We start from the raw sequence: 22,519 nt of genomic DNA on the forward strand, positions 1-22,519 counted from the left end.
GCCCGGCCTTTTGCGCCCCCCGCCTGAACTGACACCGGGGCGGCGGGCTTGTCAAACCGGCCAGGGTCGCCGCTTCACGCAACTGTGCCATCCGACCCCTCGCGCTGCGGCGGGGCAACGGCTAAGCATCGGGGGTGCTTGCGTCCCGCCGCCGGGGGCCAGCCCCCGGACCCCCGGGATATTTGACCCAGCAAGAAATCCGCGCCGGAGATGCGATGCAGCCCTTTCCCCTGACCCGCGACCTTGTAATGATCGGCGGCGGCCATGCCCATGCCCTGATGCTGCGCATGTGGGGCATGAACCCTTTGCCCGGGGTGCGGGTCACGGTCATCAACCCCGGCCCGGTGGCCCCCTATACCGGCATGCTGCCCGGCCATGTCGCCGGGCACTACAGCCGCGACGAGCTGATGATTGATCTGGTGCGGCTGGCCCGCCACGCCGGGGCGCGGGTGATCCTGGGCCGCGCCGTGGGCATCGACCGGGCAGATCGGCGCGTGCTGCTGGCGGGGGGCGACGCGGTGGCCTATGACATCGCCTCGCTGGATGTGGGCATCACGTCGGACCTGCCAGATGTGCCGGGCTTTGCCGATCATGCGGTCGCGGCCAAACCGCTGGGCGGATATGCGGCCCGCTGGCAGGAATTCGTGGCGCAGGCCCGGCCCGCCCCCCGCGTCGTGATCATCGGCGCGGGCGTGGCGGGGGTGGAACTGGCGCTAGCCTCGGCCCACAGGCTGCAGTCGGGCGGGGCGGCACCGGATGTGACGGTGCTGGAGCGCAGCGCCCAGCCGCTGCCCGGCCTGGGGCGCGGGGCGCGTGCGGCGCTGCTGGCGCGGGTGCAGGCGCTGGGGGTGCGGATCGTGACCGGGGCGCAGGTGGCCCGGATCACCGCCAGCGGTGTGATCCTGGCCGATGGCCGCGAACTGCCGTCCGATTTCACGCTGGGGGCGGCGGGGGCGCAGCCGCAGGGCTGGCTGGCCACCACCCGGCTGGATCTGACCAATGGCTTTGTCGCGGTCGGCCCCACGCTGCAATCCAGTGACCCCGCGATCTTTGCCGTGGGCGATTGCGCGCACATGGCCCATGCCCCGCGCCCCAAGGCCGGGGTCTTTGCCGTGCGCCAGGCCCCGGTGCTGCTGCACAACCTGCGGGTGGCCCTGTCAGAAAGCGGGCGCATGCGCCCATACCACCCGCAGCGCGACTATCTGAAACTCGTCTCGACCGGCGGCAAGGCGGCGGTGGCCGACAAATTCGGCCTCAGGCTGGAGGGTGCATGGCTCTGGCGCTGGAAAGACCGGATCGACCGGCGCTTCATGGCGAAATTCGCGGCCTACCCCGCCATGCCCTCCCCGCCCCTGCCTCCGGCCCGTGCCGCCGGTCTGGCCGAGGCATTGGGCGCAAAGCCGCTGTGCGGCGGTTGCGGGGCCAAGGTGGGGGCGGCCGACCTTGCCACCGCTCTGGCCCGCCTGCCGCCACCGCAACGGCCCGAAGTCCTTTCCGGCCCCGGTGACGATGCGGCGGTGCTGCGCGTGCCGGGCGGCATGCCCGGCGACGTTCAGGTCATCACCACAGACCACCTGCGCGCCTTCACCCATGACCCGGCGCTGATGTCCCGCATCGCGGCGGTGCATGCCTTGGGTGACATCTGGGCCATGGGTGCCGCGCCGCAGGTGGCACTGGCCCAGGTGATCCTGCCCCGCATGGCCCCGCGCATGCAGGCGGAAACATTGCGCGAGATCATGGCGGCGGCAAGCGACGTGTTCACCGCCGCCGGGGCCGATGTAGTGGGCGGGCATACATCGGTGGGGGACGAGCTGACGCTGGGCTTCACCGTCACCGGCCTTGCGCCCCGCATCATCGCCAAAGGGGGCGCGCGGCCCGGCGATGCGCTGATCCTGACCAAGGCGCTTGGCACCGGCACCATTCTGGCCGCCGAAATGGCGCAGGCCAGATTGCCCGGCCTGCTGCTGGGCGAATGCGTCACCACCGCCTTCACGCAGATGTGCCGCCCGCTTGGCCCCGCATCGGCGATCCTCACCCGCCAAGCCCATGCCATGACCGATGTCACCGGCTTCGGCCTCGCCGGGCACCTTCTCGAAATGCTGGCCGCCTCCGGCACCGCCGCCACGCTGAACCTCTCCGCCATCCCCCTCTTGCCGGGGGCCGAGGCGTTGGCGGCGGCGGGCCATGGCTCCAGCCTCGCCCCGGCCAACCGCGCCGCCACCGCCCCCCGGATGACGTTCACCGATAGCGCCCGCGCCGCCCTGCTGTTCGACCCGCAGACCGCAGGCGGCCTTCTGGCCGCCGTGCCGGGCGATCAGGCCGATGCCCTGCTGCGCGCACTCTACGACGCGGGCGAGATTGCCGCGATCATAGGCACCGTCACATCCGGCGCTGTCTGGCTGACCGTCCAAGATTGACCGCTGTGCGATTTGAGCGCTCCCGCCCCACCCGTTTCTTGCTGGCCCAAATATCCCCGCCGGAGGCCTCCGCCGCCAGCCACCGGCACCGTCAGCCGACCATCCGCCCAAGCGCCGCCACGGCCCGCGTGGCCAGCGCCTCCAGATCAGCCGGGGCAAGGCCCGCAGCCTCCACCACCTCCCGCCGCCCATCGGCAGACCGGCTTCGGCTTTTGGCATAGCGGGGGTCATAGTGCTGCGCCATCAGCGCCGCCGCCAGCGGCTCATGCGCGCCTGCCGCCGCCATGGCCTGCCATTCGGCAATCACCGTCGCGGCATGGGCCGGGCGCAGCCGGTCGATCACTCCGGCCAGCCGCGCCGGATCGGCCAGCAGGTCGGCATAGGCGCGACACAGATAGCCGGCCCGCGCCTCCAGCGGTGCCGCAATCTCCAGCCGGGGGGCGGCCTGCATGGCCTTCCACAAGGGCGCGGGCAGGCGCAGGTTGCCAACCTTGCTTGATTCCGCCTCGACCACCACGGGGCGCGCGGGGTCAAGCCCCGCCAGCGCCATGGCCAGACGCCCCTCGAACGCGCGCTGCGCGGGCTGGCCGCCCGGCATCGCCCCGAACAGCGACCCGCGATGGTTTGCCAGCCCCTCCAGATCAATCACCTGTGCGCCCCGCGCCGCCATCAGCGCCAAGAGTTCGGTCTTGGCGCTGCCGGTATTGCCGTCCAGCACCACCACCGGCGCGGGCACCGGCGCGTCATGCACCGCCGCCACCACCAGCCCGCGCCAAGCCTTGTAGCCGCCCGCCACCGTCTCCACCCGCCAGCCGATCTGGGAAAGGATCGAGGCGAAGGAGCCTGACCTTTGTCCGCCCCGCCAGCAGTAGACCAGCGGTCGCCAGCCGCCGGGCTTGTCGGCCAAGGGCCCCTCCAGATGCGCCGCGGCATTGCGCGCCACCAGCGCCGCCCCCAGCTTTCGCGCCGTGAACGGGTTGACCTGCTTGTAGACCGTGCCGACCCGCGCGCGTTCGGCATCGTCCAGCACCGGCAGGCTGATGGCACCGGGAATGTGATCCTCGGCCCATTCGGCGGGGGCGCGCACGTCGATGATGTCATCGAAACCCAGCGCGGCAATGTCGGTCAGTGCCGTCAGCGTCACCGCCATGGCGATGCCTGATCCGTCTGCATGCGCCGTGCATCGCCCGTAGACGCGCTGTGCATCGCCCTCACAACCCCGCCTCCAGCCGGTCCACCAGTGCGGCCAGCATCGCCTCGCAACGCGCCAGTTGTTCCACAGTCACATACTCGTCAGGCTTGTGCCCCTGCGCCATCGACCCCGGCCCGCAGATCACCGTGGGTATGCCCAGCCGCTGGTGGAACAGCCCGCCCTCGGTGCCGAAGGCCACCTTGATCGTGCCATTCGCCCCGATTAGCCCCTTGACGAAATTCACCACCCCGGCATCGGATGGTGTGCCCAGCCCCGGGTAATCCCACAGCCGTTCCACCGCGATCGCCGCCTCGGGGAAATCGCGGCGCAGGGGGGCCACCACCCGTTCAGCCGCCGCCCGCATGCCCGCGATCAGCGCATCTGTATCCTCATCCGCCAGCGCGCGGATCTCGAAATCCAGCACGCAGGCATTGGGCACGATGTTCACTTGCACACCGCCGTTGAACTTGCCCACGTGCACCGTCGAATAGGGCACGTCATAATCGCCGTCACGCAGGCCGCTTTCGGCCAGCCGCGCCTGCAAGTCCCTCAATTCCCTCATGAAATCTGCACCCAGATGCAGCGCGTTCAGCGCCAGTGGGGCCAGCGCCGAATGCCCCTCGCGCCCGGTGCAGGTGGCGCGCAGGGCGATCTTGCCCTTGTGGCCGGTGGCCACCTGCATCGCCGTAGGCTCCCCCACGATGCACATCGCGGGCTGAAAGGGGGCGCTGGCCATCAGGTCGATCAGCGACCGCACGCCCAGACAGCCCACCTCCTCGTCATGGCTCAGCGCCAGATGCAGGGGGGTGCGTAGCGGGCGGCGCGCGGCGGCCAGCATCGCCGCCACCGCGCAAGCCACAAAGCCCTTCATGTCGGTGGTGCCGCGCCCGTAAAGCCGCCCCGCCTCTTCGGTCAGCGCGAAAGGCGGGCGCGTCCAGGCCTGCCCCTCGACCGGCACCACATCGGTATGGCCCGACAGCATGACCCCCGGCACGCCCTGCGGCCCCGCCGTGGCATAGAGGTTGGCCTTGGTGCCCGTGGCATCGGGCACCACCACCGCCGCGATCCCCGCCCCGGCCAGCAGGTCGCGCACGAAATGGATCAGCGCCAGATTGGGCCGGTCGCTGACCGTGTCAAACGCCACAAGTTGCTGAAGAATATCGCGCATCTGCATGTGTTTACCCTTTGCCGCCCGGCCACCCGCCGCCCACCACCAAAACCCAAATCCCGCCCCGCCGGAAGGGCGGAAACGCCCGGCGGGTGACGGAATTTGTCATCACAAACAGGCTTCCCAAACAGGCAAAGCGATGCAAATCTTGGCATATTCCGCCCCGGCGTCCGGGGCAACAACCGACAGGATGACCCATGACACTGAAATTCCTTTCCGCAGCCCTTGCAACCTCGGCGCTGGTGGCTCTGTCTGCCCCGGTTTTCGCGCAGGAGGCTGACAAGTCCGGCACCAACATCGACGCCGCAGGCACAGGCACCAAGGGCGGCGTGGCGCAACTGGCGCTGGCGCAGGATCTTTACGCGCTGGGCATGGCCAGCAAGGATGCGCTGACCGTGCTGACCGCCGCCAAACTGGCCGCTGCGGTCGAAGTGAAGGATGTCGAACAGAAAAAGGAAACCAAGGCGGGCGAGACTGCCGAAGAGGCCGATGTGGCCGATGCCCCGGTCGATGCGGCGGCGATGATGGCCTCGGCCAAGGAACTGGCCGCCGATGACGAGACGCTGATCGGCCTGATCGCCGATGCCGAGGCCGAAGGATCGCGCGGGCGGATCGGCGGCGCGTCGCGCACCCTCAGCCGTCTGCCCGGTGGCCATACCGATACGTGGGAAGTGCCGTTCTACGGCAATTCGCTGGCCGAACTGGCGGTTGTGGGCGATGGCGATGCCAATCTGGACGTGCTGGTGACGGATGAGAACGGCAACACGATCTGCTTCGATGTCAGCTATTCCGACAAGGTGTATTGCGATTTCGTTCCTGCCTGGAACGGCTATTTCTATGTCACCGTGCAGAACATGGGCGCGCGGCGCAACAGCTATTACCTGCTGACCAACTGACCCGGTGCCAGCGCCCGGGGCTCTGCCCCGGACCCCGGGATACTTAGAGACAGAAAATGAAGGGGCGCTTCCGCCGCAACGGGAGCGCCCTTATTCCTGCGCGCGCAGAACCTGCGCGGGCCGCGCCGCCAAAGGGCGCAGCGCAAAGGCGAGGCCAGCCAGCAGCGTGGCCAGCACACCCCCAGCCACGATGGCAATGGCCGACCAGGGTTCGAACGCATAGTCCGCCTCCATCACGAAGGTCATCACCGCCCATCCGGCGATGCCGCCCGCCACGATGGCCACCAGCCCCGCCGCCGCCCCCAGCATCGCCGAGCGCAGGGCAAAGCTGAGCAGGATGCGCCCCCGCGTGGCCCCCAGCGTTTTCAGCACCGCCGCCTCATAGACACGCGCGCGTTCGCCCGCCGCCGCAGCGCCGATCAGCACCACGAAACCCGTCACCAGCGTGGCCGCCGCCGCCCAGGCGGTTGCCGTGGCGATGGCGGTCAATGCCTCGGTCACGCGGTCGATGGCATCACGCACGCGGATCGCGGTGATATTGGGGTAAGCGCCCGCGGTGTCACGCAAGATCGCCGCCTCGGCCTGTTCCTCGGCATAGACGGTGGCGATGAACGTATGCGGCGCACCGGCCAGCGCCGACGGGTTCATGGACATGACAAAGCCCATGCCGGCGGTGGAAAAATCAACCACGCGGAAGCTGGTTATTTCCGCCTCGATGTCGCGGCCAAGGATGTTCACCGTCACACGGTCGCCCAGTTTCAGGCCGATCTCGGCGGCTTCCTCGGCCGCGAAGGACACCTGCGGCGGGCCGGTGTAATCGGCGGGCCACCATGCGCCTTCTGTCACGGTGGCGTTTTCGGGCGGGGCGGCGGAATAGGTCACGCCGCGGTCGCCGCGCACCACCCAATGTTCGCCCGCCACCTCGCGCGCGGGGCGGCCGTTGATCTGGGTGATGACCCCGCGCAGCATCGGCGCGTTTTCCACCTTGCTGACGGCGGGGTCGTTTTTCACCCGGTCCAGAAAGCCCGCGATCTGGTCATTCTGGATATCGACAAAGAAATAGCTGGGCGCGCGAGCGGGCAGGTCGCGGTCAATCGCCGCGCGCAGGTTGGCGTCGATCTGGCCCACTGCCGCCAGCACCGACAGGCCAAGGCCCAGCGACAGGATCACCGAGGCCGCCTCTTCCCGGGGTCCGCCAATCGCACCCAGCGCCAGCCGCAGCGCGGTGCGGCCCCGCACCCACAGGCTGCGCGCGCCGACCCGGGCCGCGCGCCGCAGGCCCATCGCGGCCAGCACCAGCACCAAGAGCGCCGCGATGATGCCGCCGGCGCTGCCCAATGCCAGCAGCGCCACGCCGGAAAACAGCACGGCCCCGCCCACCAGCAGCAGAGCCAGCACCGCCAGCGCCAGCAGATAACCCCAGCGTGGCAGCCCGCCACTGGCGGCAGCCCCGCGATACAGCGCCGCCGCTCGCACCCCTTCGGTGCGCGCCAGCGGCCAGAGCGTGAACAGCAGCGCCGTCACGATGCCGTAAAACGCGGCCTCGGCCAGCGGCAGCGGATAGAGCGCAAAGACCACCGGAAGGGGCAGCGACGCCGCGATCACCGGGGCCAGCAGCAGCGGCACCCCTGCCCCGATCACCAGCCCCAGCACCACGCCCAGCAGCGTCAGCACGCCGATCTGGATCAGATAGACCTGAAAGATCGTTCCACCCGTCGCCCCCAGCGTTTTCAGCGTGGCGATGGTGGCAATCTTTCCCTCCAGATAGGCGCGCACGGCGGCAGACACGCCCACGCCGCCCACGGCCAGCCCGGCCAGACCCACCAGCACCAGAAAAGACCCGATGCGTTCCACGAACATCTCGATCCCCGGGGTGGCACGGCGGCTGTCAGACCAGCGCATGCCGGAATCGCGGTAGGCGGCCTCGGCCTGATCCTCCAGCGCCGCCAGATCTGCGCCGGGGGGCAGATCCAGCCGGTAGGCGGATTCGAACAGCGTGCCCGGCTCCAGCAGGCCAGACCCTGCCAGCCCCGCCGTGGTGACAATGGTGCGCGGGCCCAGCGAAAAGCCGCCCGTGGCGCTGTCAGGCTCGCGCAGCAGCACGGCACCCAGCCGGAAATCCTGAACCCCCAGCCGGAACGTGTCGCCGGGGGCCAGACCCAGCCGGTCCACCAGCACCTTGTCCATCACCGCGCCGGGCAGGCCGCCTGACCCGGCCAAGGCCCGGGCCAAGGGCACGTCACCCTCCAGCCCCACCTCACCCACCAGCGGATAGGCGTCATCGACACCCTTGACCTGTGACAGCGCGCGGGCCTCCCCCACCGTGACCATGGAACGGAAATCGACCACCTCTGACACCCGCGTGGCGATCGAGGCCATATAGGCGCGTTCGTCATCTGTGGCGAAACGATAGGTGAATTCCATCTGCGCATCGCCGCCCAGCAACACCGCGCCCTGATCCGCCAGCCCCGAAGTGATGGCCGAGCGCACCATGCCCACGGCGGTGATCGCCGCAACGCCCAGCGCCAGACAGGCCAGAAACACCCGGAACCCCGCCAGCCCGCCACGCAATTCGCGCCGCGCCAGCCGTGCCGCCACGGCCAGCGTCACGTGCGGCCTCCGGCGGTTGGCACCCCAAAATCCTTCGAAGGGTTTTGCAGATTCTTAATGAAAAATCTGGTCATCACGCCGCCCTCCGCGCGTCAACCACCAGCCCGTCGGCCAGCCGCACCACCCGGTCGCAGCGCGCGGCAAGATCGGGGGCATGTGTTACCAGCACCAGCGTGGCGCCGTGCCGGTCGCGCAGGCCGAACAGCAGATCCATGATCGCGGCGCCGTTCGCACCGTCCAGATTGCCCGTCGGTTCATCCGCCAGCAAGATCGCCGGGCGGGGCGCCGCCGCGCGAGCCAGCGCCACCCGCTGCTGCTCGCCCCCCGACATTTGGCGCGGGTAATGGTCGATGCGCGCGCCCAGCCCCACGGCGCGCAATTCGGCCTCGGCGCGGGGGAAGGCATCGGCCACACCGGCCAGTTCCAGCGGCACGGCCACATTCTCCAGCGCGGTCATTGTGGGGATCAGGTGGAAAGACTGGAACACCACACCCATATTCCCCCTGCGGAACCGGGCCAGCGCATCTTCACCCATCGCGGTCAGATCCTGCCCCAAAGCCGTGACAGACCCGGAGGTGGCCCGTTCCAGCCCCCCCATCAGCATGAGGAGCGATGATTTGCCCGACCCCGACGGCCCCACCAGCCCCACAGTCTCGCCCCGCGTGACATTCAGCGTGATGCCGCGCAAAATCTCTACCGGCCCGGCATTGCCCGCAAGGGTCAGCCGCGCGTCGTTCAGCGCCAGAATCGGATCGCCCATGGTTTCTGCTCTCGTTGCCTGCCTTGCCACTGGATATGGGGCGGGGCGCGCGCTTCGCAACGGGGCTGCGGCATTGGTTTTTCTGGTGCTGCCGGTTCTGGCGGAGCCTGTGACGGTCGTGGCGCTGGGTGACAGCCTGACGCAAGGCTATGGATTGCCCGAGGATCAGGGTTTTGTGCCGCAGTTGCAGGGCTGGCTGGATGCGCAGGGGGCCGATGCCGTGGTGCTGAACGCGGGCGTGTCGGGCGATACGACGGCGGGCGGGCTTGCCCGGCTGGACTGGGCGCTGACACCCGAAACCGATGCGCTGATCGTGAACCTTGGCGGCAATGACATGCTGCGCGGCATTGACCCCGCGACCAGCCGCGCGAACCTTGAGGCGATCCTGCAAAAGGCGCAGGCGCGCGGCCTGCCGGTGTTGCTGGTGGGCCTGCGCGCGCCGGGCAATTACGGGCCGGAGTTCAAGGAAGCTTTCGACGCGATGTATCCCGATCTGGCCGCGCAATATGGGGCCGCGCTGGAGCTGAACTTCTTCATCCCGCTGATCGACCAGACCACCCGTCTGCTGAACCCCGATGACATGCAGTCTGACGGTATCCACCCCAGCGCCAGCGGCGTGGCCAAGGTGGTGGAGGCGTTGGGGCCGAAGGTGCTGGATCTGCTGGCGAAAGTGCCGGGCTAGGCTATCGCCTCTGGCGTTTCCCGGCGAGCGCAGACCTATTCCAGCACCTTGGGCGCGTCGGGGTTCAGGAATTCGGCCTCGATCATCACCTCTACCCTGTCACCCACGCCCATGGTGGTGCCCGGCGCGGGAATGCCCGCCGTCAGGCCGAAATCCGACCGCAGCAGGCTGCCTTCCGCCGAAAAGCCGATGCGCGCACCGGCGTCCAGCGGATGCCCGGCATAGCCCCCGTTGAAGGTGACATTCAGCGTCACGGGTTTTGTCACCCCGCGCAGCGTCAGGTCGCCAGTGACATCGGCGGTCTGCGGGCCGGTCTGCTTTACCGCGGTGCTGGCGAAGGTGATCTGCGGAAAGGCCGCCGCATCCAGAAAATCCGGGCCGGTGAGGATGGCGTTGAAATCGAAACTGGCGTCGGGGTAATGCGTTTCCAGCGAGGCCGTATCGACCGTGGCTGTCACCGACATGCTTTCGGGGGCGGCGGGGTCAAACACCAGCGCCGCATCGAACCGGGTAAACAGCGCGGTATAGCGCGAAAACCCCAGATGGTTGACGCGGAACAGGAGCCGCCCGTGCGCCAGGTCCAGCGCATAGTTTCCCGCCGGGGCATCTGATGCGCCCTGCGCAATGGCCGGTTGTGCCCCCATCCCCGCCAGCAGCGCCAGCATTGCAATTGTCCTGCCGATCACGTCTGCCTCCATCACTTAGTAATTTCACTAACCATTGCCTTGCCTGCCCGCAAAGTCAACCATTTCCCCTTCTCATGGACTTTGCGGGCGGCTGGTTGATCGGCGAGTGAACGGTGTCAGCGGTTCCGGCCTCATGCCGGGCATTTTTCTGCGCCGCAGACGGCGGGAAATCTCTGCCGCGCTCTGGCATCCGCGCCGGATTTGCGCTCATGGTAGCGCAACCGATGGAGGCCCCATGTCTGCCCTGATCCCCCGCCTGACTGACCTGCTTGGCCCCGCCCATGTGCTGACCGGTGACGCCACGGCGCGGCATGCAAAGGACTGGACCGGCAAGTTCACCTCCCGCCCGCTGGCGGTGGTGCGGCCCGGTTCAACCGCCGAGGTCGCGGCGGTATTGCGGCTGGCGGCTGCGGCGGGCGTGGCCGTGGTGCCTTGCGGCGGTTTGACCGGCATCACAGGCGCGGTGATGAACGACGGCGCGCTGATGCTGAGCCTGGAACGGATGAACCGCATCCGCGAACTGCGCCCCGAGGCGCGGCTGGCGGTGGTCGAGGCCGGGGTGGTGCTGCAATCGCTGCACGACGCTGCCGAGGCGCAGGGCCTGTATTTCCCGCTGTGGTTCGGCGCGCGGGGCTCGGCGATGATCGGCGGCGTGCTGTCAACCAATGCGGGCGGGTCGAACGTGCTGCGCTATGGGTCCACCCGCGCGCTGTGTCTGGGGCTGGAGGTGGTTCTGGCGGACGGGCGCGTGCTGAACCTGATGTCGGAACTGCACAAGGACAATTCCGGCTATGATCTGAAGAACCTGTTCATCGGGGCCGAGGGCACGTTGGGCGTGATCACCGCCGCCGTGATGAAACTGGTGCCGCGCCCGCGCGCCTATGCCACAGCCACGCTGGCCGCCCGCAGCCTGCCCGATGCGCTAGCCCTGCTGAACCGGTTGCAAGAGGTGTCTGGCGGCGCGGTAGAGGCCTTCGAATACATGCCCGACACCTATATGCGGCAGTTGGAACGGGTGCGCCCCGACCTGAAATCGCCCTTTGCCATTCCCCATGCGGTCAACATCCTTGTGGAACTGGGGGCCACGGCCCCGCGCGATGCGGCGGCGCAGCCTGACGGGTCCACCCCCGTGACCACGCTGCTGGAAGAGACTTTAGCGGCCATGATGGAACAGGGGCTGATCCTTGACGCCGTGGTGGCGCAGAACGAGGGCCAGCGCCGCAAGATGTGGGAACGGCGCGAGGCGGCGGCCGAGGCCACCTATGCCCGCAAACCCGTGATCGACACCGATGTGGCGCTGCCGCTGCATCTGGTGGATGCCGCGATGACGGCGTTTCACGCCCGCCTGCCCGCGATCGACCAAGCTGCCGAGACGTTTACCGTGGGCCATCTGGGTGACGGCAACCTGCATTTCAGCGTCTATCCCACGCGCGACGACCCCGCGCTGGCCGCAAGGGTGGTGGAGATGGTCGAGGATGTGGTGGCCGAACTGGGTGGCAGCTTTTCCGCCGAACATGGCGTGGGCCTGTCGAAACGCCCCTCGATGGCGCGGCGCAAGGATGCGGTGGCGCTGGATGTGATGCGCGCACTCAAGGCCGCGCTCGACCCCGGCAACCTGATGAACCCCGGCAAGGTGCTGCCCGACCGCGCATAGGACGGGCAGTCTGCCCATCCCTCCCCCGACCACCCGCACCTGAAAGCCCATCCGATGCCCGTCCTGCGCCTGATCTGGCACGACCCCACCCTGCGGCTGGTCACGCTGGCCTTTGCGCTGCTGGGGGCCTTTGCCTGCACCTTTGCCCCGTATCAGTCACTGATCGCGGTGGAACGGCTGGGGCTTTCGGATGCCGCTTATGCGCTGGTGCTGGTGCTGGCTTCGGTGCTGGGGGTCAGCGGTGCGATTGCGGCGGGCATCATCACCGACCAGCGCGCCAACCGCCGCCAGATGGCGCTGGGGGCGGCGATTCTGTCACTGGCGGGCACGGCGCTGATGTGGGCGGCCCCCGGGCCATGGGGGTTCGTGCTGGCGCATGCGGTGATCCTGCCGCTGGGGGGCAGCCTGTTCGGCCAGATCTTCGCGCTGTCGCGGCTGGCGGCGGGTGCCTATCCGGCGCAGCGTGATTCGATCCAGTCGGCGGTGCGGGCGGTGTTCGCGCTGCCGTTCGTCATCGTGCTGCCGCTGTGGTCGCTGGCGTTCAGCGCGGGCGTGGGGGTGATGGCGGTCTATCCCGCAGCGACCCTGCTGGCACTGGGGCTGCTGGCGCTGATCTGGCGGTTCTGGCCGCAGGATGGCCGCACAGTCTGGGCCGACCCGAAATCCGGCCTCAGTTTCGTGCAGTCGCTGGCCGAGATGGCCAACCGCCGCGTGCTGATCCGCGTGGTGCTGCTGGGCGCGGTGAATACCGCCGTGGCGCTGTATATGGTGCTGATCGGGCTGGTGTTTCACGACACTCCGGGCCGGGACGAGGCGGATGTGGCGTTGTTCGTGGGGCTGGTGGCGGGGCTGGAGGTGCCCTTCATGCTGGCCATGCCGCTGGCGCTTCGGCTGGCGTGCAAGACGGTGCTGATTGCGGCGGGGGCGGCGCTTTATGCCGCGTATCTGATCGCGCTGCCGCTGCTGGCGGCGTCGCCGCTGGTCTGGTTGCTGACGCTGCCCTGCGCCATTGGCGGGGCGGCGATACTGGCGCTGCCGATTGCCTATCTGCAAGACCTGATGGCGGCACGTCCAGGGGCCGGATCATCCCTGATGGCGTTGCAACGGGTGGTGGGCGACGGGTTCTGCGCCACGGCCTTTGCCATCGGCACCTTCGCCTCGGGCTATGGGCTGGCGGCGGTGCTGGGCGGGGCCTGCACTTTGGCGGGTGGTCTGGGGCTGCTGTGGGTGGACCGGCGGCGCGGGCAGCGGGCGCAGGCGGTGGTCTGACGCCCGGCCTCAGCCAAAGAAATCAGCCGGGGCCTGCCCCAGCAATTCCGCCGCCAGCGCCTGCCCCAAGGCCGCACCATCGGCCACCGGCCCGCGCAAATCCCCGGCAATCGCTGCCGTGCCGTCAGGCCGCAATATCTCGCCCCGCAGCCACAGATCAGCACCGTCGATCACCGCCAGCCCGGCGATCGGCGTCTGGCATGATCCGTCAAGCCGCAACAGATAGGCCCGTTCCGCCGCCAGCCGCAGGCCCGTGGGGCCGTCGTGAATGGCCGCCAGCATCGCCTCGGCCCGCGCGTCGCCGATGCGCCGCTCGATGCCTATCGCCCCCTGCGCCACGGCGGGCAGCATGTCTTCGGGGTCGATGGCCACCTGCGAAACCTGCATGCCCAGCCGGTTCAGCCCGGCCATCGCCAGAAAGGTTGCCACCGCCACGCCATCGCCCAGCTTTTTCATCCGGGTCTGCACGTTGCCGCGAAATTCGACCACCTGCAAATCCGGCCTGCGGTGCAAAAGCTGCGCGCGCCTGCGCAAAGATGATGACCCCACCACCGCCCCCTGCGGCAAATCCGCCAGCGCACCCACCAGGGGCGACACGAACGCATCGCGCACATCCTCACGCGGCAGATAGGTGTCAAGGCACAGCCCGTCAGGTTGCAGCGTCGGCATGTCCTTCATCGAATGCACGGCAATGTCAATGTGGCCGTCAAGCAGCGCATCCTCGATCTCGCGCGTGAACAGGCCCTTGCCGCCGATGTCTTTCAGCGCCTTGTCCTGTATCTGGTCGCCCGTCACCTTGATGACCACGATGGCAAACGCCGCCTCGGGCAAGTGAAAGGCCGCCATCAGCCGCGCGCGGGTCTCATGCGCCTGCGCCAGTGCAAGGGGCGAGCCCCGGGTGCCGATGTTCAGGGGTTCCGACGGGGTGGGAAGGGCATATGTCATGCGCCCAGACTTACCTATGTCCAATTCGCCTGACAACTCCCGTATTGACAAGCGGCGCCTGCCTTGGGAACGAAGGGCATCAAGGGGAGAGAAGCGAATGACCAAGACCATCCTGCGCGCGCTGAACGGCGAAGTGCTGCCCACGCCGCCGATCTGGATGATGCGTCAGGCCGGCCGCTATCTGCCCGAATACCGCGCCACCCGGGCGCAGGCGGGCGATTTCCTGTCGCTGTGCTACAACCCGGAACTGGCGGCAGAGGTGACGTTGCAACCGATCCGACGCTACGGCTTTGACGCGGCGATCCTGTTTGCCGACATCCTGCTGCTGCCGCAGGCGCTGGGGGCCGATCTGTGGTTTTCCACCGGCGAGGGGCCGCGCCTGTCAACCATCACCGACATGGCCGGGGTGCAGGCGCTGAAACCCGTGGGGGCGATCCACGACACGCTGTCGCCGATCTATGAAACCGTGCGGATTCTGGCCCGCGAACTGCCGGGCGAAACCACACTGATCGGTTTCGCCGGTGCGCCCTGGACCGTTGCCACCTATATGGTCGCAGGCCGTGGCACCCCCGATCAGGCCCCGGCGCATCTGCTGAAAGACACCGACCGCCCGGCGTTTCAGGCGCTGATCGACCGCATCACCGAAGGCACCATCGAATACCTGTCGATGCAGGTGCAGGCGGGGGCCGAGGTGATAAAGCTGTTCGATTCATGGGCCGGGTCTCTCAAGGGTCAGGATTTCACCGATTTTGCGGTGAAACCCGCCGCCACGATCATCGCCGCGCTGAAGGCCCGCCACCCCGGCCTGCCGATCATCGCCTTCCCGCGAGAGGGGGGCGAGGGCTATATCGGTTTTGCCAGGGCCACCGGCGCCGATTGCGTGGCCATCGACAATTCGGTGACGCCGGAATGGGCGGCGGAACATGTGCAGGTCACGGGCTGCGTGCAGGGCAACCTTGCCCCGCATCACATGGTGGAAGGCGGCCCGGCGCTGGATGACGCCGCCCGCCGCGTGGTGAAAGCCTTTGGCAAAGGCCCGCATATCTTCAACCTGGGCCATGGCATCACGCCCGAGGCGAACCCCGACAACGTGCAGCGGATGATCGACGTGGTGCGCGAAGGCGCGGCATAGGCGCGCAACCGCCACTGTCGCGCGGCTGTGACTGGCACGCCATTGCTGCCCCGCCCGTGACCTGACAGGCTTGCGGCCATGTCACACCGCGCCCGTCTTGCCATGCCCGCACTTGCCATGCCCGCCCTTGCCCTGCTGCTGGCGTTTGCCCTGGCCCCGGCGGCGCAGGCCAAACCACAGGCCTGCCTCACCTCGCTGGAGGGGTTTGCCGTGCCGCTGGCCTATGACACCAGCGACCCGCAGCTGAAGGAAAACCGCACGATGCGCGAGCGGGTGTTCGGCGGCCCGGGCGATGTGACCTGCCCCGGCTATGTCACCCTGCGGCACCTGACGCCGGGCCTCAGCGATACCGAACGCGCGGTGTTCTGCCTGCAATTCGACGGGCAGGCGAAAACCTACACCGGATTTGCCGAGGGGCCGCGCGATGCCTATGTGGCCTGCGCCAGACCCACATCAGGGTTTTGCGAAAGGGTCAACACCACCGCCGAGGTTGCCCTGACGATCGCGGGCTATGGGGCCACCGCCGCAGGCCGTGCCGCACGCGACAGCGCTGCCGAGGCGGCAGGAGCGGTGATCCTGACCGGCTCCACCGCCAGCGTCTCAGCCACGCTCAGCAGCCTCGGGGCCTCGGCCATGTCGGTGCTGTCGGCCCCCGCCACGCTGACCGCCGCCGTTGTGACGGTGGTGGCGGTGGGCGGCGCGGTCTATGTGTGCAGCGAATAGGCGCGCGGCCTCATTTCGGGCTTTCCCTGTGTCTCTTTCCAGACAAAAATATCCCACGGGGGTCCGGGGGTGTGAAACCCCCGGCGGCCTGACAAGCCAGATAACCCCTGCAAAAAAGGCCCGCCCCATGCCGCTTCGCTTTACCCTGCGCCAGCTGGAATATCTCGTCGCCGTCGGCGACGCGGGGTCCATCGCACTGGCGGCGGAGCGGATCAATGTCTCCTCCCCCTCGATTTCCACCGCCATCGCGCAGCTGGAGGCCGAGTTCGGCCTGCCGCTGTTCGTGCGCCGCCATGCGCATGGGCTGGCGCTGACCACCGGCGGGCGGCGGTTTGTCGAACAGGCGCGGGCGGTGTTGCAGGCGGCGGGGCGGCTGAACGATCTGGCCAATGACATCACCGGGCAGGTGCGCGGGCCGCTGAACGTGGGCTGTCTGACCACATTCGCGCAGATCCTGCTGCCCCGGCTCAGGCGCGGCTTTGTTACCGCCCACCCCGACGTGACCTTCCGGCAGTATGAGCGGGATCAGGCAGGCATTTTCGACGGGCTGCGGGATGCCACGCTGGATGTAGCCCTGACCTATGATCTGGACATTCCGCCCGACCTGCGCTTCATCGCGTTGCAGGCGCTGCCGCCCTATGCGGTGCTGGCGCCCTCGCATCCGCTGGCGGGGCGGGAATCGGTGGCTCTTGCCGATCTGGCGCCGCATCCGATGGTGCTGCTGGACCTGCCGTTCAGCACCGAATACTTCCTGTCGTTCTTCACCAGTGCCCGGCTGCGCCCGGTGATCGCCGAACGCACCCGCGACATGGCGGTGATGCGGGGGCTGGTGGCAAACGGCTTTGGCTATTCCATCGCCAATATCCGCCCGGTGACAGATGTGGCCCCCGATGGCAGCCGCCTGGCCATCGTGCCGCTGACCGGGGCGCTGCGGCCCATGCAGCTGGGGCTGGCCCTGCCCGAAGGGGCCGAGGCCTCGCAGACCATCCGGGCCTTTGTAGGCCATTGCCGGGGCAGCATTGCCCCCGGGGCGGCCTGACGCTCAGGTCTTCAGCGCGAACCACAGCGCCACACCGGCCAGCGCCACGGCCAGCACCCGCCGCAGGATGCGGCTGCGCGTGGGATCATCCAGCACCAGTTGGGCCAAAGACGCCAGCGCCACGATGGCCAGATGCACCGCAGTCGCCACGCCCACATGCACCGCCGACAGCGTGACCGCCTGCACCGCCCCGGCCGCCACCGGCAGAAACCCCGGCAGAACGGCCACATAGAACACCGCCGCCTTGGGGTTCAGCAGATTCGTCACCAGCCCGCGACGGAAGTAAAGCGCAAGGGTTGACCCCCGCGCGGCATGCTCCACCGCCTCGTCCGCGCCGCGCCAGCCATCCCAGGCCAGCCACAGCAGATAGGCCACCCCGCCCCAGCGCAGCGCCTGATACAGCAGGGGCTGCGCGGCAATCACCGTGGCCAGCCCCAGCGCCGCAAACAGCCCCACCACCGCCAGCCCCAGCGCCACCCCGGCCACGGCGGCAAAGCCGGGCCTGCGCCCCTCGGTCGCGGCGATCATCGCCAGATAGGCCATGTTCGGCCCCGGCGTCAGTTCGATGATCAAGGAGGTCAGCGCAAAGCCCGCCAACGTTTCCGTGGCGAGCCCGGCAATCATCAGGTGTTGCCCGTCACACCCATTTCGCCATGGGTGGCAGGCTCATCAGCACGGCATTGGCATCATGGCCGGTTTCCAGCCCGAATTTGGTGCCCCGGTCGTAGACCAGGTTGTATTCGGCATAAAGCCCGCGATGCACAAGCTGCGCGTCCTTGTCGGCCTCGGTCCAGGCCGTGTCGCGGCGGCGTTCCACCGGGGGCAGATAGGCGGGCAGGAAGGCGCGGCCCACATCCTGGGTAAAGGCGAAATCCGCCGCCCAGTCGCCGGTGTTCAGATCGTCATAGAATATGCCGCCCACGCCGCGCGCCCGCCCCCGGTGCGTTACAAAGAAATACTCGTCGGCCCAGGCCTTGAACCGCGCATAATAGTCGGGCGCATGCGCGTCGCAGGCGACCTGCATCGCGGCGTGGAAATGCGCGGTATCCTCGGGGTATTCCAGACAGGGGTTCAGGTCGGCCCCGCCGCCGAACCACCAGGCATGCGGGGTCCAGAACATGCGGGTGTTCATGTGGACCGCAGGGGCATGCGGGTTTTGCATATGCGCGACAAGGCTGATGCCCGATGCCCAGAAACGCGGGTCTTCGGCCATGCCGGGCACACCGCGCGCGGCCATGGCGCGTTGCGCCTTTTCCCCCAGCGCACCGTGGACGGTCGAGATGTTCACCCCCACCTTTTCAAACACCCGCCCGCCGCGCATCACGGCCATTTCGCCGCCGCCGCCATCACCCTCGCGGTGGGTCTGGCTGATCGCAAAGCGGCCCGGCGGCAGATGCGCAAAGGAGCCAGCCTGCAGGCCATCCTCCAGCCCTTCGAAGGCGGCAACAATCTGATCGCGCAGGCTGCGGAACCAGCCGCTTGCCTGCACCTTTTCTTCCTGGAACTCCTCGGTCATACCTAACCCTCGCGCAGTGTTTTCAGTCTGCTAGCAGCTTTGCGCCCACCGATCCAGCTTTGGCGGGGAAAAGTTTGCGCAGGCAGGCGGACAGGGATAGCGTGAACCAGAGAGGACCAACCATGCACCGCCCGCTTCTTGCAATTCTCGCGCTTGCGCTTGCCGCCTGTGGCACGCCGCAGGAAAACTGCATCCGCCGCGAAACCCGCGATCTGCGCGTGGTCGAGGATCTGATCGTGACGACGCAGGACAACCTGCGCCGGGGCTATGCGCTGGAAGAGATCACACGCACCCGGCCCGTGTGGGAAGAATGCTACCGCCCGGCCCCCAGCCCCACCCCCGGTGCCGCGCCCGAGCTGAAGCCCAGCCTGTGCCTGGAGGAGGAGACCTATACCGTCACCCGCCCCAAGGCCATCGACCTGAACGCCGAGGCGCGGACACTGGACAGCCTGAAGGCCAAGCGCAGCGCCCTGCTGCGGCAGGCGGAAGGGTCGATTGCCCAATGCCGGGCCCAATACCCGGAATAAGTCAGCGCCACCCACCGCAGCGACCCCGCGTCAATGCACCCGCCTTCAGTGCACCCGCCTTCAATGAACGGGGGCCTGCACCGGGTCGATCAGGCTGCGCCCGCCATCCAGCGTGACAATCTGCCCCGTCATGAAGGCCGCCGCATCCGAGGCCAGAAACTGCACGGTCTCCGCCAGTTCGCTGGCGGCCGCAATGCGCCCCATCGGCGTGCCTGCGGTGATCGCCACCCGGTAATCCGGCTTGTCCTTCAGCACGCCCTGCAGGCTGGCGCTCATCACCGAGCCGAAGGCCACGGCGTTCACCCTGATGCGTTTCGGTGCCAGCGCCACCGCCATCGAGCGGGTCATCTGGTCCAGTGCCGCACAGCTGATGGAATAGCCCAGCAGCGCCGCCTGCGTGCGATGCGCCGCGATCGACGACAGGTTGATGATGGACCCGATGCTGCCTGCCTGATCCTCGGCCTTGTCGGCCAGCGCGATCATGCGTTTTGCGGTCATCTGCGTCAGCCGCAGGCTGGTCAGCAGGTTTTGCTGAAGCAGGCTTTCCACCGCGTCATCCTCGGCGCACAAAGGGTCGGATACCGCGATCTGGCGGCTGGCGTTCACCAGAATATCCACCCGGTCAAACGCATCCATTGTGGCTGAAAGCAGGTTGGTGATCGTCAGCCTTTCGCGCAGATCACCGGCAAACAGCCGCACCTGGCCCTCGGCGCGGGCATCCTCGCCCACTTCGGCGGTCAGCCGGTCTTCGTCCATGTCGGCGAACATCACATTCGCCCCCTTGTCCACAAAATGCCGGGCGATGGCGAGGCCGATGCCATTGGCAGCACCGGTCACGATGGCGGTCTTGCCGGTAATGGAAAGCGACATCCGGTTGTCCTGTCTTGATAAGGGTCAGCGGCGGGCCCGTTGGGGCCGGGCCGCACGGATCACACGAAAGGCGGAATCGCCGCCGATCTCTTCCACCTCGGTGAACAGCGTGGTCAACGTGGCAGCATAGGGCAGGTGCCGGTTTGCCACCAGCCACAACGTGCCACCCGGCTGCAACATGCGCGCCGCCGCCTGCACAAAGCCCATGCCGATGGCAGGATCAGCCTCGCGCGCCGCATGAAACGGCGGATTGCATACAACCGCATCCACCGCGCGGGCCGGGTGGAACTGCATGGCATCGGCCCAGTGGAATCGCGCGCGTTCATCGGTGATGTTCAGGCGCGCGCATTCCAGCGCCGCCGCCTCGGCCTCGACCAGATCCAGCTTTTTCACGCCGCTGCGGGCCAACACGGCGCGGCTGAGATAGCCCCAGCCCGCGCCCAGATCAACAACATGCCCGGGTATGCGGTCTGGCAGCGCCTGCGCCAGCAGCACCGATCCCCGGTCGGGGCCATCAGCGGAAAACACGCCGGGCAGAGTCTGAAACCCGCCGTCGATGGTTGTGGGCTGCGCCGCCCAATCCTCCAGCCCCGGCCCCGATACGTCAGGCCCGGCGGCAAAGGTGAACAGCCGGCCATGCGCCTTTGACAGCGCCTCGGACACGGGGCGCAGGGCGCGCAACTCCTTGTAGACCGCATCCACGCCATCGGTTTTCTGCCCGTCCACGATCACTGGGCCGCCGGGGGCCACCTGCGCCGCCGCAGCCGCCAGCAGGGCCCGCGCCTCGGCCTTGGCGCGGGGCAGGCAGACCATGGCGGCGGCATAGGGGCCTGCCCCCGCCACAGCCACGGCATAGCCCTGCGCCGCGAAATGGTCATGGTCCGGCTTGAACCCCTGCACCACGCGCACGCGGTCTTGCGGGAACATCGACAGATCGTCACCGATATGCGGGCGGAAGATCGCCAAGGGGCCGTCACCGGGCAGCACGACGGCTCCGGTTTCCAGCGCAAGGGTCAGGCGGGATGATCGCATGGGCGGCTGCCGGGGCAGCCCTATTCCTTTTCCAGGGGCAGGAGAGGAATCATTCCTTTTCCATCGTGCATTGCAGCGGGTGCTGGTGGCGGCGGGCAAAATCCATCACCTGCGCCACCTTGGTTTCCGCCACTTCGAAGGAAAACACCCCCACCACCGCCAGCCCCTTCTTGTGGACCGTCAGCATGATTTCAAACGCCTGGGCATGGTTCAGGCCAAAGAACCGTTCCAGCACATGCACGACAAATTCCATCGGGGTGTAATCGTCGTTCAGCAGCATGACCTTGTAGAGCGGCGGGCGCTGCGTCTTGCTGCGGGTCTTGGTCAGAAGCGACGTGTCATCGCCCGGCCCGCCGGTCTTGTCAGACATCTGAACGGGGCGAAGGGTCACGGTCACGGCTCCTGTCGGCTGCGGATTCGGGGAAAGCATCAGGCCACACAATATAGCGGTTTTTCCCGGCGGGAAAAGGGGCGGCAGCGGGGGCTTTCGGCAGGGGGCTTGCACAGGCCGCGCAAAGCAAGAAGATGACGCCGAACGGAGGCTGCCATGACCCTGACAACCATAGGCTTCGACGCAGATGACACGCTGTGGCAGAACGAGGCGTTTTTTCGCCTGACGCAGGACAGGTTTTGCGACCTGCTGGCCAGCTATGCCGCCCCGGGCCACCTGCACGACCGGTTGCTGGCCGCCGAGCGGCGCAATCTGGGCCACTACGGCTTCGGGGTGAAGGGTTTCGTGCTGTCAATGATCGAAACCGCCATCGAGGTGACGGATGGCCGCGTGCCCGCCGGGGTCATCGGCGAGATCATGGCGGCGGGGCGCGAAATGCTGGAACACCCGATCGAACTGCTGCCGCATGCCCGCGACGCCGTGCAGGCGCTGGCGGGCGATTTCCGGGTGCTGCTGATAACCAAGGGCGACCTTCTGGACCAGGAACGCAAGCTGGCCCAGTCGGGGCTGGGCGATCTGTTCCACGGGGTCGAGATCGTGTCAGACAAGACGCCCCCGGTCTATGCCGCGATCTTTGCGCGCCACGGGCAGGGGGCCAGCCGCGCGCTGATGGTGGGCAATTCGCTGAAATCCGATGTGCTGCCGGTGATCGCGGCGGGTGGGCACGGGGTTTATGTGCCGCATGGTCTGACTTGGGCGCTGGAACACGCCGATGCGCCCGCTGGCCACCCGCGCTTTCACGAGTTGCACGATCTGGGCGGTCTGCCCGCATTGGTCGATGCGCTGGTCGCGGGCGATCAATAGCTAGCGTGCTGTCGCCAAGGCGACGCTAGATTTGCCAGAGTTACATCAAATACCCTTGCAAAGCTGTTGAAATTAGGGGGTTTTCCTGAATCGCATGCTGTGTTACCCTTATCTTCGAGCAGAATGAAGCCCCACAAAAAAATCAG

The 22,519-nt window shown here is 67.9% G+C and carries 21 protein-coding genes; 10 read left to right on the forward strand and 11 right to left on the reverse strand.

What is annotated here, in order from left to right; genetic code table 11:
* Positions 1–215 precede the first annotated feature (215 nt).
* Positions 216–2,417 carry a selenide, water dikinase SelD gene (gene selD, locus GEU84_RS09870; protein WP_152825974.1) on the forward strand — a complete coding sequence of 734 codons (2,202 nt, stop codon included), beginning with the start codon at positions 216–218 and terminating at the stop codon, positions 2,415–2,417.
* Positions 2,418–2,508: 91 nt separating this feature from the next.
* Here the strand turns inward: selD and mnmH are convergent, their stop codons facing one another.
* Positions 2,509–3,567, reverse strand: coding sequence for a tRNA 2-selenouridine(34) synthase MnmH (gene mnmH / locus GEU84_RS09875; RefSeq protein ID WP_152825976.1), 1,059 nt, complete (start codon positions 3,565–3,567; stop codon positions 2,509–2,511).
* Positions 3,568–3,628: 61 nt separating this feature from the next.
* Positions 3,629–4,783, reverse strand: coding sequence for an acetylornithine deacetylase (gene argE, locus GEU84_RS09880; RefSeq protein ID WP_174539754.1), 1,155 nt, complete (start codon positions 4,781–4,783; stop codon positions 3,629–3,631).
* Between the two features lie 191 nt (positions 4,784–4,974).
* On the opposite strand from argE, the gene GEU84_RS09885 reads away from it, so the two are divergent.
* Positions 4,975–5,673, forward strand: coding sequence for a hypothetical protein (locus GEU84_RS09885; RefSeq protein WP_152825978.1), 699 nt, complete (start codon positions 4,975–4,977; stop codon positions 5,671–5,673).
* Between the two features lie 90 nt (positions 5,674–5,763).
* Here the strand turns inward: GEU84_RS09885 and GEU84_RS09890 are convergent, their stop codons facing one another.
* Together GEU84_RS09890 and GEU84_RS09895 are read right to left on the reverse strand one after the other, a co-directional pair.
* Complete coding sequence (locus tag GEU84_RS09890; protein WP_152826426.1) at positions 5,764–8,277, reverse strand: ABC transporter permease; 2,514 nt, start codon at positions 8,275–8,277, stop codon at positions 5,764–5,766.
* 79 nt (positions 8,278–8,356) lie between these two features.
* Positions 8,357–9,043 carry an ABC transporter ATP-binding protein gene (locus GEU84_RS09895; RefSeq protein ID WP_152825980.1) on the reverse strand — a complete coding sequence of 229 codons (687 nt, stop codon included), beginning with the start codon at positions 9,041–9,043 and terminating at the stop codon, positions 8,357–8,359.
* On the opposite strand from GEU84_RS09895, the gene GEU84_RS09900 reads away from it, so the two are divergent.
* Complete coding sequence (locus GEU84_RS09900; RefSeq protein WP_152825982.1) at positions 9,042–9,725, forward strand: arylesterase; 684 nt, start codon at positions 9,042–9,044, stop codon at positions 9,723–9,725. The genes GEU84_RS09895 and GEU84_RS09900 overlap by 2 nt on opposite strands.
* 35 nt (positions 9,726–9,760) lie before the next feature.
* On the opposite strand, the gene GEU84_RS09905 is transcribed toward GEU84_RS09900, so the two are convergent.
* Positions 9,761–10,411, reverse strand: coding sequence for a YceI family protein (locus GEU84_RS09905; protein ID WP_217438551.1), 651 nt, complete (start codon positions 10,409–10,411; stop codon positions 9,761–9,763).
* Positions 10,412–10,646: 235 nt separating this feature from the next.
* Here GEU84_RS09905 and GEU84_RS09910 point away from each other — a divergent pair, with 235 nt between their 5' ends.
* Both GEU84_RS09910 and GEU84_RS09915 read left to right on the forward strand, forming a co-directional pair.
* Positions 10,647–12,065, forward strand: a complete 1,419-nt coding sequence (locus GEU84_RS09910) for an FAD-binding oxidoreductase (RefSeq protein WP_152825986.1) — start codon at positions 10,647–10,649, stop codon at positions 12,063–12,065.
* Positions 12,066–12,104: 39 nt separating this feature from the next.
* Positions 12,105–13,334 carry an MFS transporter gene (locus GEU84_RS09915; protein ID WP_338144780.1) on the forward strand — a complete coding sequence of 410 codons (1,230 nt, stop codon included), beginning with the start codon at positions 12,105–12,107 and terminating at the stop codon, positions 13,332–13,334.
* Between the two features lie 9 nt (positions 13,335–13,343).
* Here the strand turns inward: GEU84_RS09915 and hemC are convergent, their stop codons facing one another.
* The gene (gene hemC / locus GEU84_RS09920; RefSeq protein WP_152825990.1) at positions 13,344–14,279 is read right to left on the reverse strand and encodes a hydroxymethylbilane synthase; all 936 of its coding nucleotides are present in this window, start codon (positions 14,277–14,279) and stop codon (positions 13,344–13,346) included.
* A 97-nt stretch (positions 14,280–14,376) separates the two neighbouring features.
* Between hemC and hemE the strand changes: the two genes are divergently transcribed.
* The 3 genes from hemE (at position 14,377) to GEU84_RS09935 (ending at position 17,173) form a co-directional block, all read left to right on the forward strand.
* Positions 14,377–15,411, forward strand: coding sequence for a uroporphyrinogen decarboxylase (gene hemE / locus GEU84_RS09925; protein WP_152825992.1), 1,035 nt, complete (start codon positions 14,377–14,379; stop codon positions 15,409–15,411).
* Positions 15,412–15,489: 78 nt separating this feature from the next.
* Positions 15,490–16,134: a hypothetical protein gene (locus GEU84_RS09930; protein WP_174539755.1), complete on the forward strand. Its 645-nt coding sequence runs from the start codon at positions 15,490–15,492 to the stop codon at positions 16,132–16,134.
* Between the two features lie 127 nt (positions 16,135–16,261).
* Complete coding sequence (locus GEU84_RS09935; protein WP_152825994.1) at positions 16,262–17,173, forward strand: LysR family transcriptional regulator; 912 nt, start codon at positions 16,262–16,264, stop codon at positions 17,171–17,173.
* Positions 17,174–17,176: 3 nt separating this feature from the next.
* Here GEU84_RS09935 and GEU84_RS09940 read toward each other — a convergent pair whose 3' ends face one another.
* Together GEU84_RS09940 and hemF are read right to left on the reverse strand one after the other, a co-directional pair.
* Positions 17,177–17,797, reverse strand: a complete 621-nt coding sequence (locus GEU84_RS09940) for a LysE family translocator (RefSeq protein ID WP_152825995.1) — start codon at positions 17,795–17,797, stop codon at positions 17,177–17,179.
* 13 nt (positions 17,798–17,810) lie between these two features.
* Positions 17,811–18,689, reverse strand: coding sequence for an oxygen-dependent coproporphyrinogen oxidase (gene hemF / locus GEU84_RS09945; RefSeq protein WP_152825997.1), 879 nt, complete (start codon positions 18,687–18,689; stop codon positions 17,811–17,813).
* Positions 18,690–18,811: 122 nt separating this feature from the next.
* On the opposite strand from hemF, the gene GEU84_RS09950 reads away from it, so the two are divergent.
* Positions 18,812–19,216 carry a hypothetical protein gene (locus tag GEU84_RS09950; protein ID WP_152825998.1) on the forward strand — a complete coding sequence of 135 codons (405 nt, stop codon included), beginning with the start codon at positions 18,812–18,814 and terminating at the stop codon, positions 19,214–19,216.
* A gap of 60 nt (positions 19,217–19,276) precedes the next feature.
* Here the strand turns inward: GEU84_RS09950 and GEU84_RS09955 are convergent, their stop codons facing one another.
* Genes GEU84_RS09955 through clpS form a run of 3 tightly spaced genes read right to left on the reverse strand, consistent with a single transcriptional unit; the run spans position 19,277 to position 21,488 of the window.
* Positions 19,277–20,086, reverse strand: coding sequence for an SDR family NAD(P)-dependent oxidoreductase (locus GEU84_RS09955; protein WP_152826001.1), 810 nt, complete (start codon positions 20,084–20,086; stop codon positions 19,277–19,279).
* A gap of 24 nt (positions 20,087–20,110) precedes the next feature.
* On the reverse strand, positions 20,111–21,118 hold the full coding sequence (locus GEU84_RS09960) for a class I SAM-dependent methyltransferase (RefSeq protein ID WP_152826003.1): 1,008 nt from the start codon (positions 21,116–21,118) through the stop codon (positions 20,111–20,113).
* A 49-nt stretch (positions 21,119–21,167) separates the two neighbouring features.
* Complete coding sequence (gene clpS / locus GEU84_RS09965; RefSeq protein ID WP_152826430.1) at positions 21,168–21,488, reverse strand: ATP-dependent Clp protease adapter ClpS; 321 nt, start codon at positions 21,486–21,488, stop codon at positions 21,168–21,170.
* Positions 21,489–21,665: 177 nt separating this feature from the next.
* Here clpS and GEU84_RS09970 point away from each other — a divergent pair, with 177 nt between their 5' ends.
* Positions 21,666–22,373, forward strand: coding sequence for an HAD family hydrolase (locus tag GEU84_RS09970; RefSeq protein WP_152826005.1), 708 nt, complete (start codon positions 21,666–21,668; stop codon positions 22,371–22,373).
* Positions 22,374–22,519: the final 146 nt, after the last annotated feature.

Source organism: Fertoeibacter niger, from assembly GCF_009380135.2.
GTDB classification, from domain to species: Bacteria; Pseudomonadota; Alphaproteobacteria; order Rhodobacterales; family Rhodobacteraceae; genus Fertoeibacter; species Fertoeibacter niger.

Bases quoted from the DNA above. Each gene is read 5' to 3' on its own strand.
- GEU84_RS09940 (WP_152825995.1), bottom strand. From the start codon at position 17,797: ATGATTGCCGGGCTCGCCACGGAAACGTTGGCGGGCTTTGCGCTGACC.
- GEU84_RS09970 (WP_152826005.1), top strand. From the start codon at position 21,666: ATGACCCTGACAACCATAGGCTTCGACGCAGATGACACGCTGTGGCAG.
- hemF (WP_152825997.1), bottom strand. From the start codon at position 18,689: ATGACCGAGGAGTTCCAGGAAGAAAAGGTGCAGGCAAGCGGCTGGTTC.
- hemC (WP_152825990.1), bottom strand. From the start codon at position 14,279: ATGACATATGCCCTTCCCACCCCGTCGGAACCCCTGAACATCGGCACC.
- GEU84_RS09950 (WP_152825998.1), top strand. From the start codon at position 18,812: ATGCACCGCCCGCTTCTTGCAATTCTCGCGCTTGCGCTTGCCGCCTGT.
- GEU84_RS09910 (WP_152825986.1), top strand. From the start codon at position 10,647: ATGTCTGCCCTGATCCCCCGCCTGACTGACCTGCTTGGCCCCGCCCAT.
- GEU84_RS09885 (WP_152825978.1), top strand. From the start codon at position 4,975: ATGACACTGAAATTCCTTTCCGCAGCCCTTGCAACCTCGGCGCTGGTG.
- clpS (WP_152826430.1), bottom strand. From the start codon at position 21,488: ATGTCTGACAAGACCGGCGGGCCGGGCGATGACACGTCGCTTCTGACC.
- mnmH (WP_152825976.1), bottom strand. From the start codon at position 3,567: ATGGCGGTGACGCTGACGGCACTGACCGACATTGCCGCGCTGGGTTTC.
- GEU84_RS09895 (WP_152825980.1), bottom strand. From the start codon at position 9,043: ATGGGCGATCCGATTCTGGCGCTGAACGACGCGCGGCTGACCCTTGCG.
- GEU84_RS09900 (WP_152825982.1), top strand. From the start codon at position 9,042: ATGGTTTCTGCTCTCGTTGCCTGCCTTGCCACTGGATATGGGGCGGGG.
- argE (WP_174539754.1), bottom strand. From the start codon at position 4,783: ATGCAGATGCGCGATATTCTTCAGCAACTTGTGGCGTTTGACACGGTC.
- GEU84_RS09960 (WP_152826003.1), bottom strand. From the start codon at position 21,118: ATGCGATCATCCCGCCTGACCCTTGCGCTGGAAACCGGAGCCGTCGTG.
- GEU84_RS09955 (WP_152826001.1), bottom strand. From the start codon at position 20,086: ATGTCGCTTTCCATTACCGGCAAGACCGCCATCGTGACCGGTGCTGCC.
- GEU84_RS09935 (WP_152825994.1), top strand. From the start codon at position 16,262: ATGCCGCTTCGCTTTACCCTGCGCCAGCTGGAATATCTCGTCGCCGTC.
- GEU84_RS09930 (WP_174539755.1), top strand. From the start codon at position 15,490: ATGTCACACCGCGCCCGTCTTGCCATGCCCGCACTTGCCATGCCCGCC.
- hemE (WP_152825992.1), top strand. From the start codon at position 14,377: ATGACCAAGACCATCCTGCGCGCGCTGAACGGCGAAGTGCTGCCCACG.
- selD (WP_152825974.1), top strand. From the start codon at position 216: ATGCAGCCCTTTCCCCTGACCCGCGACCTTGTAATGATCGGCGGCGGC.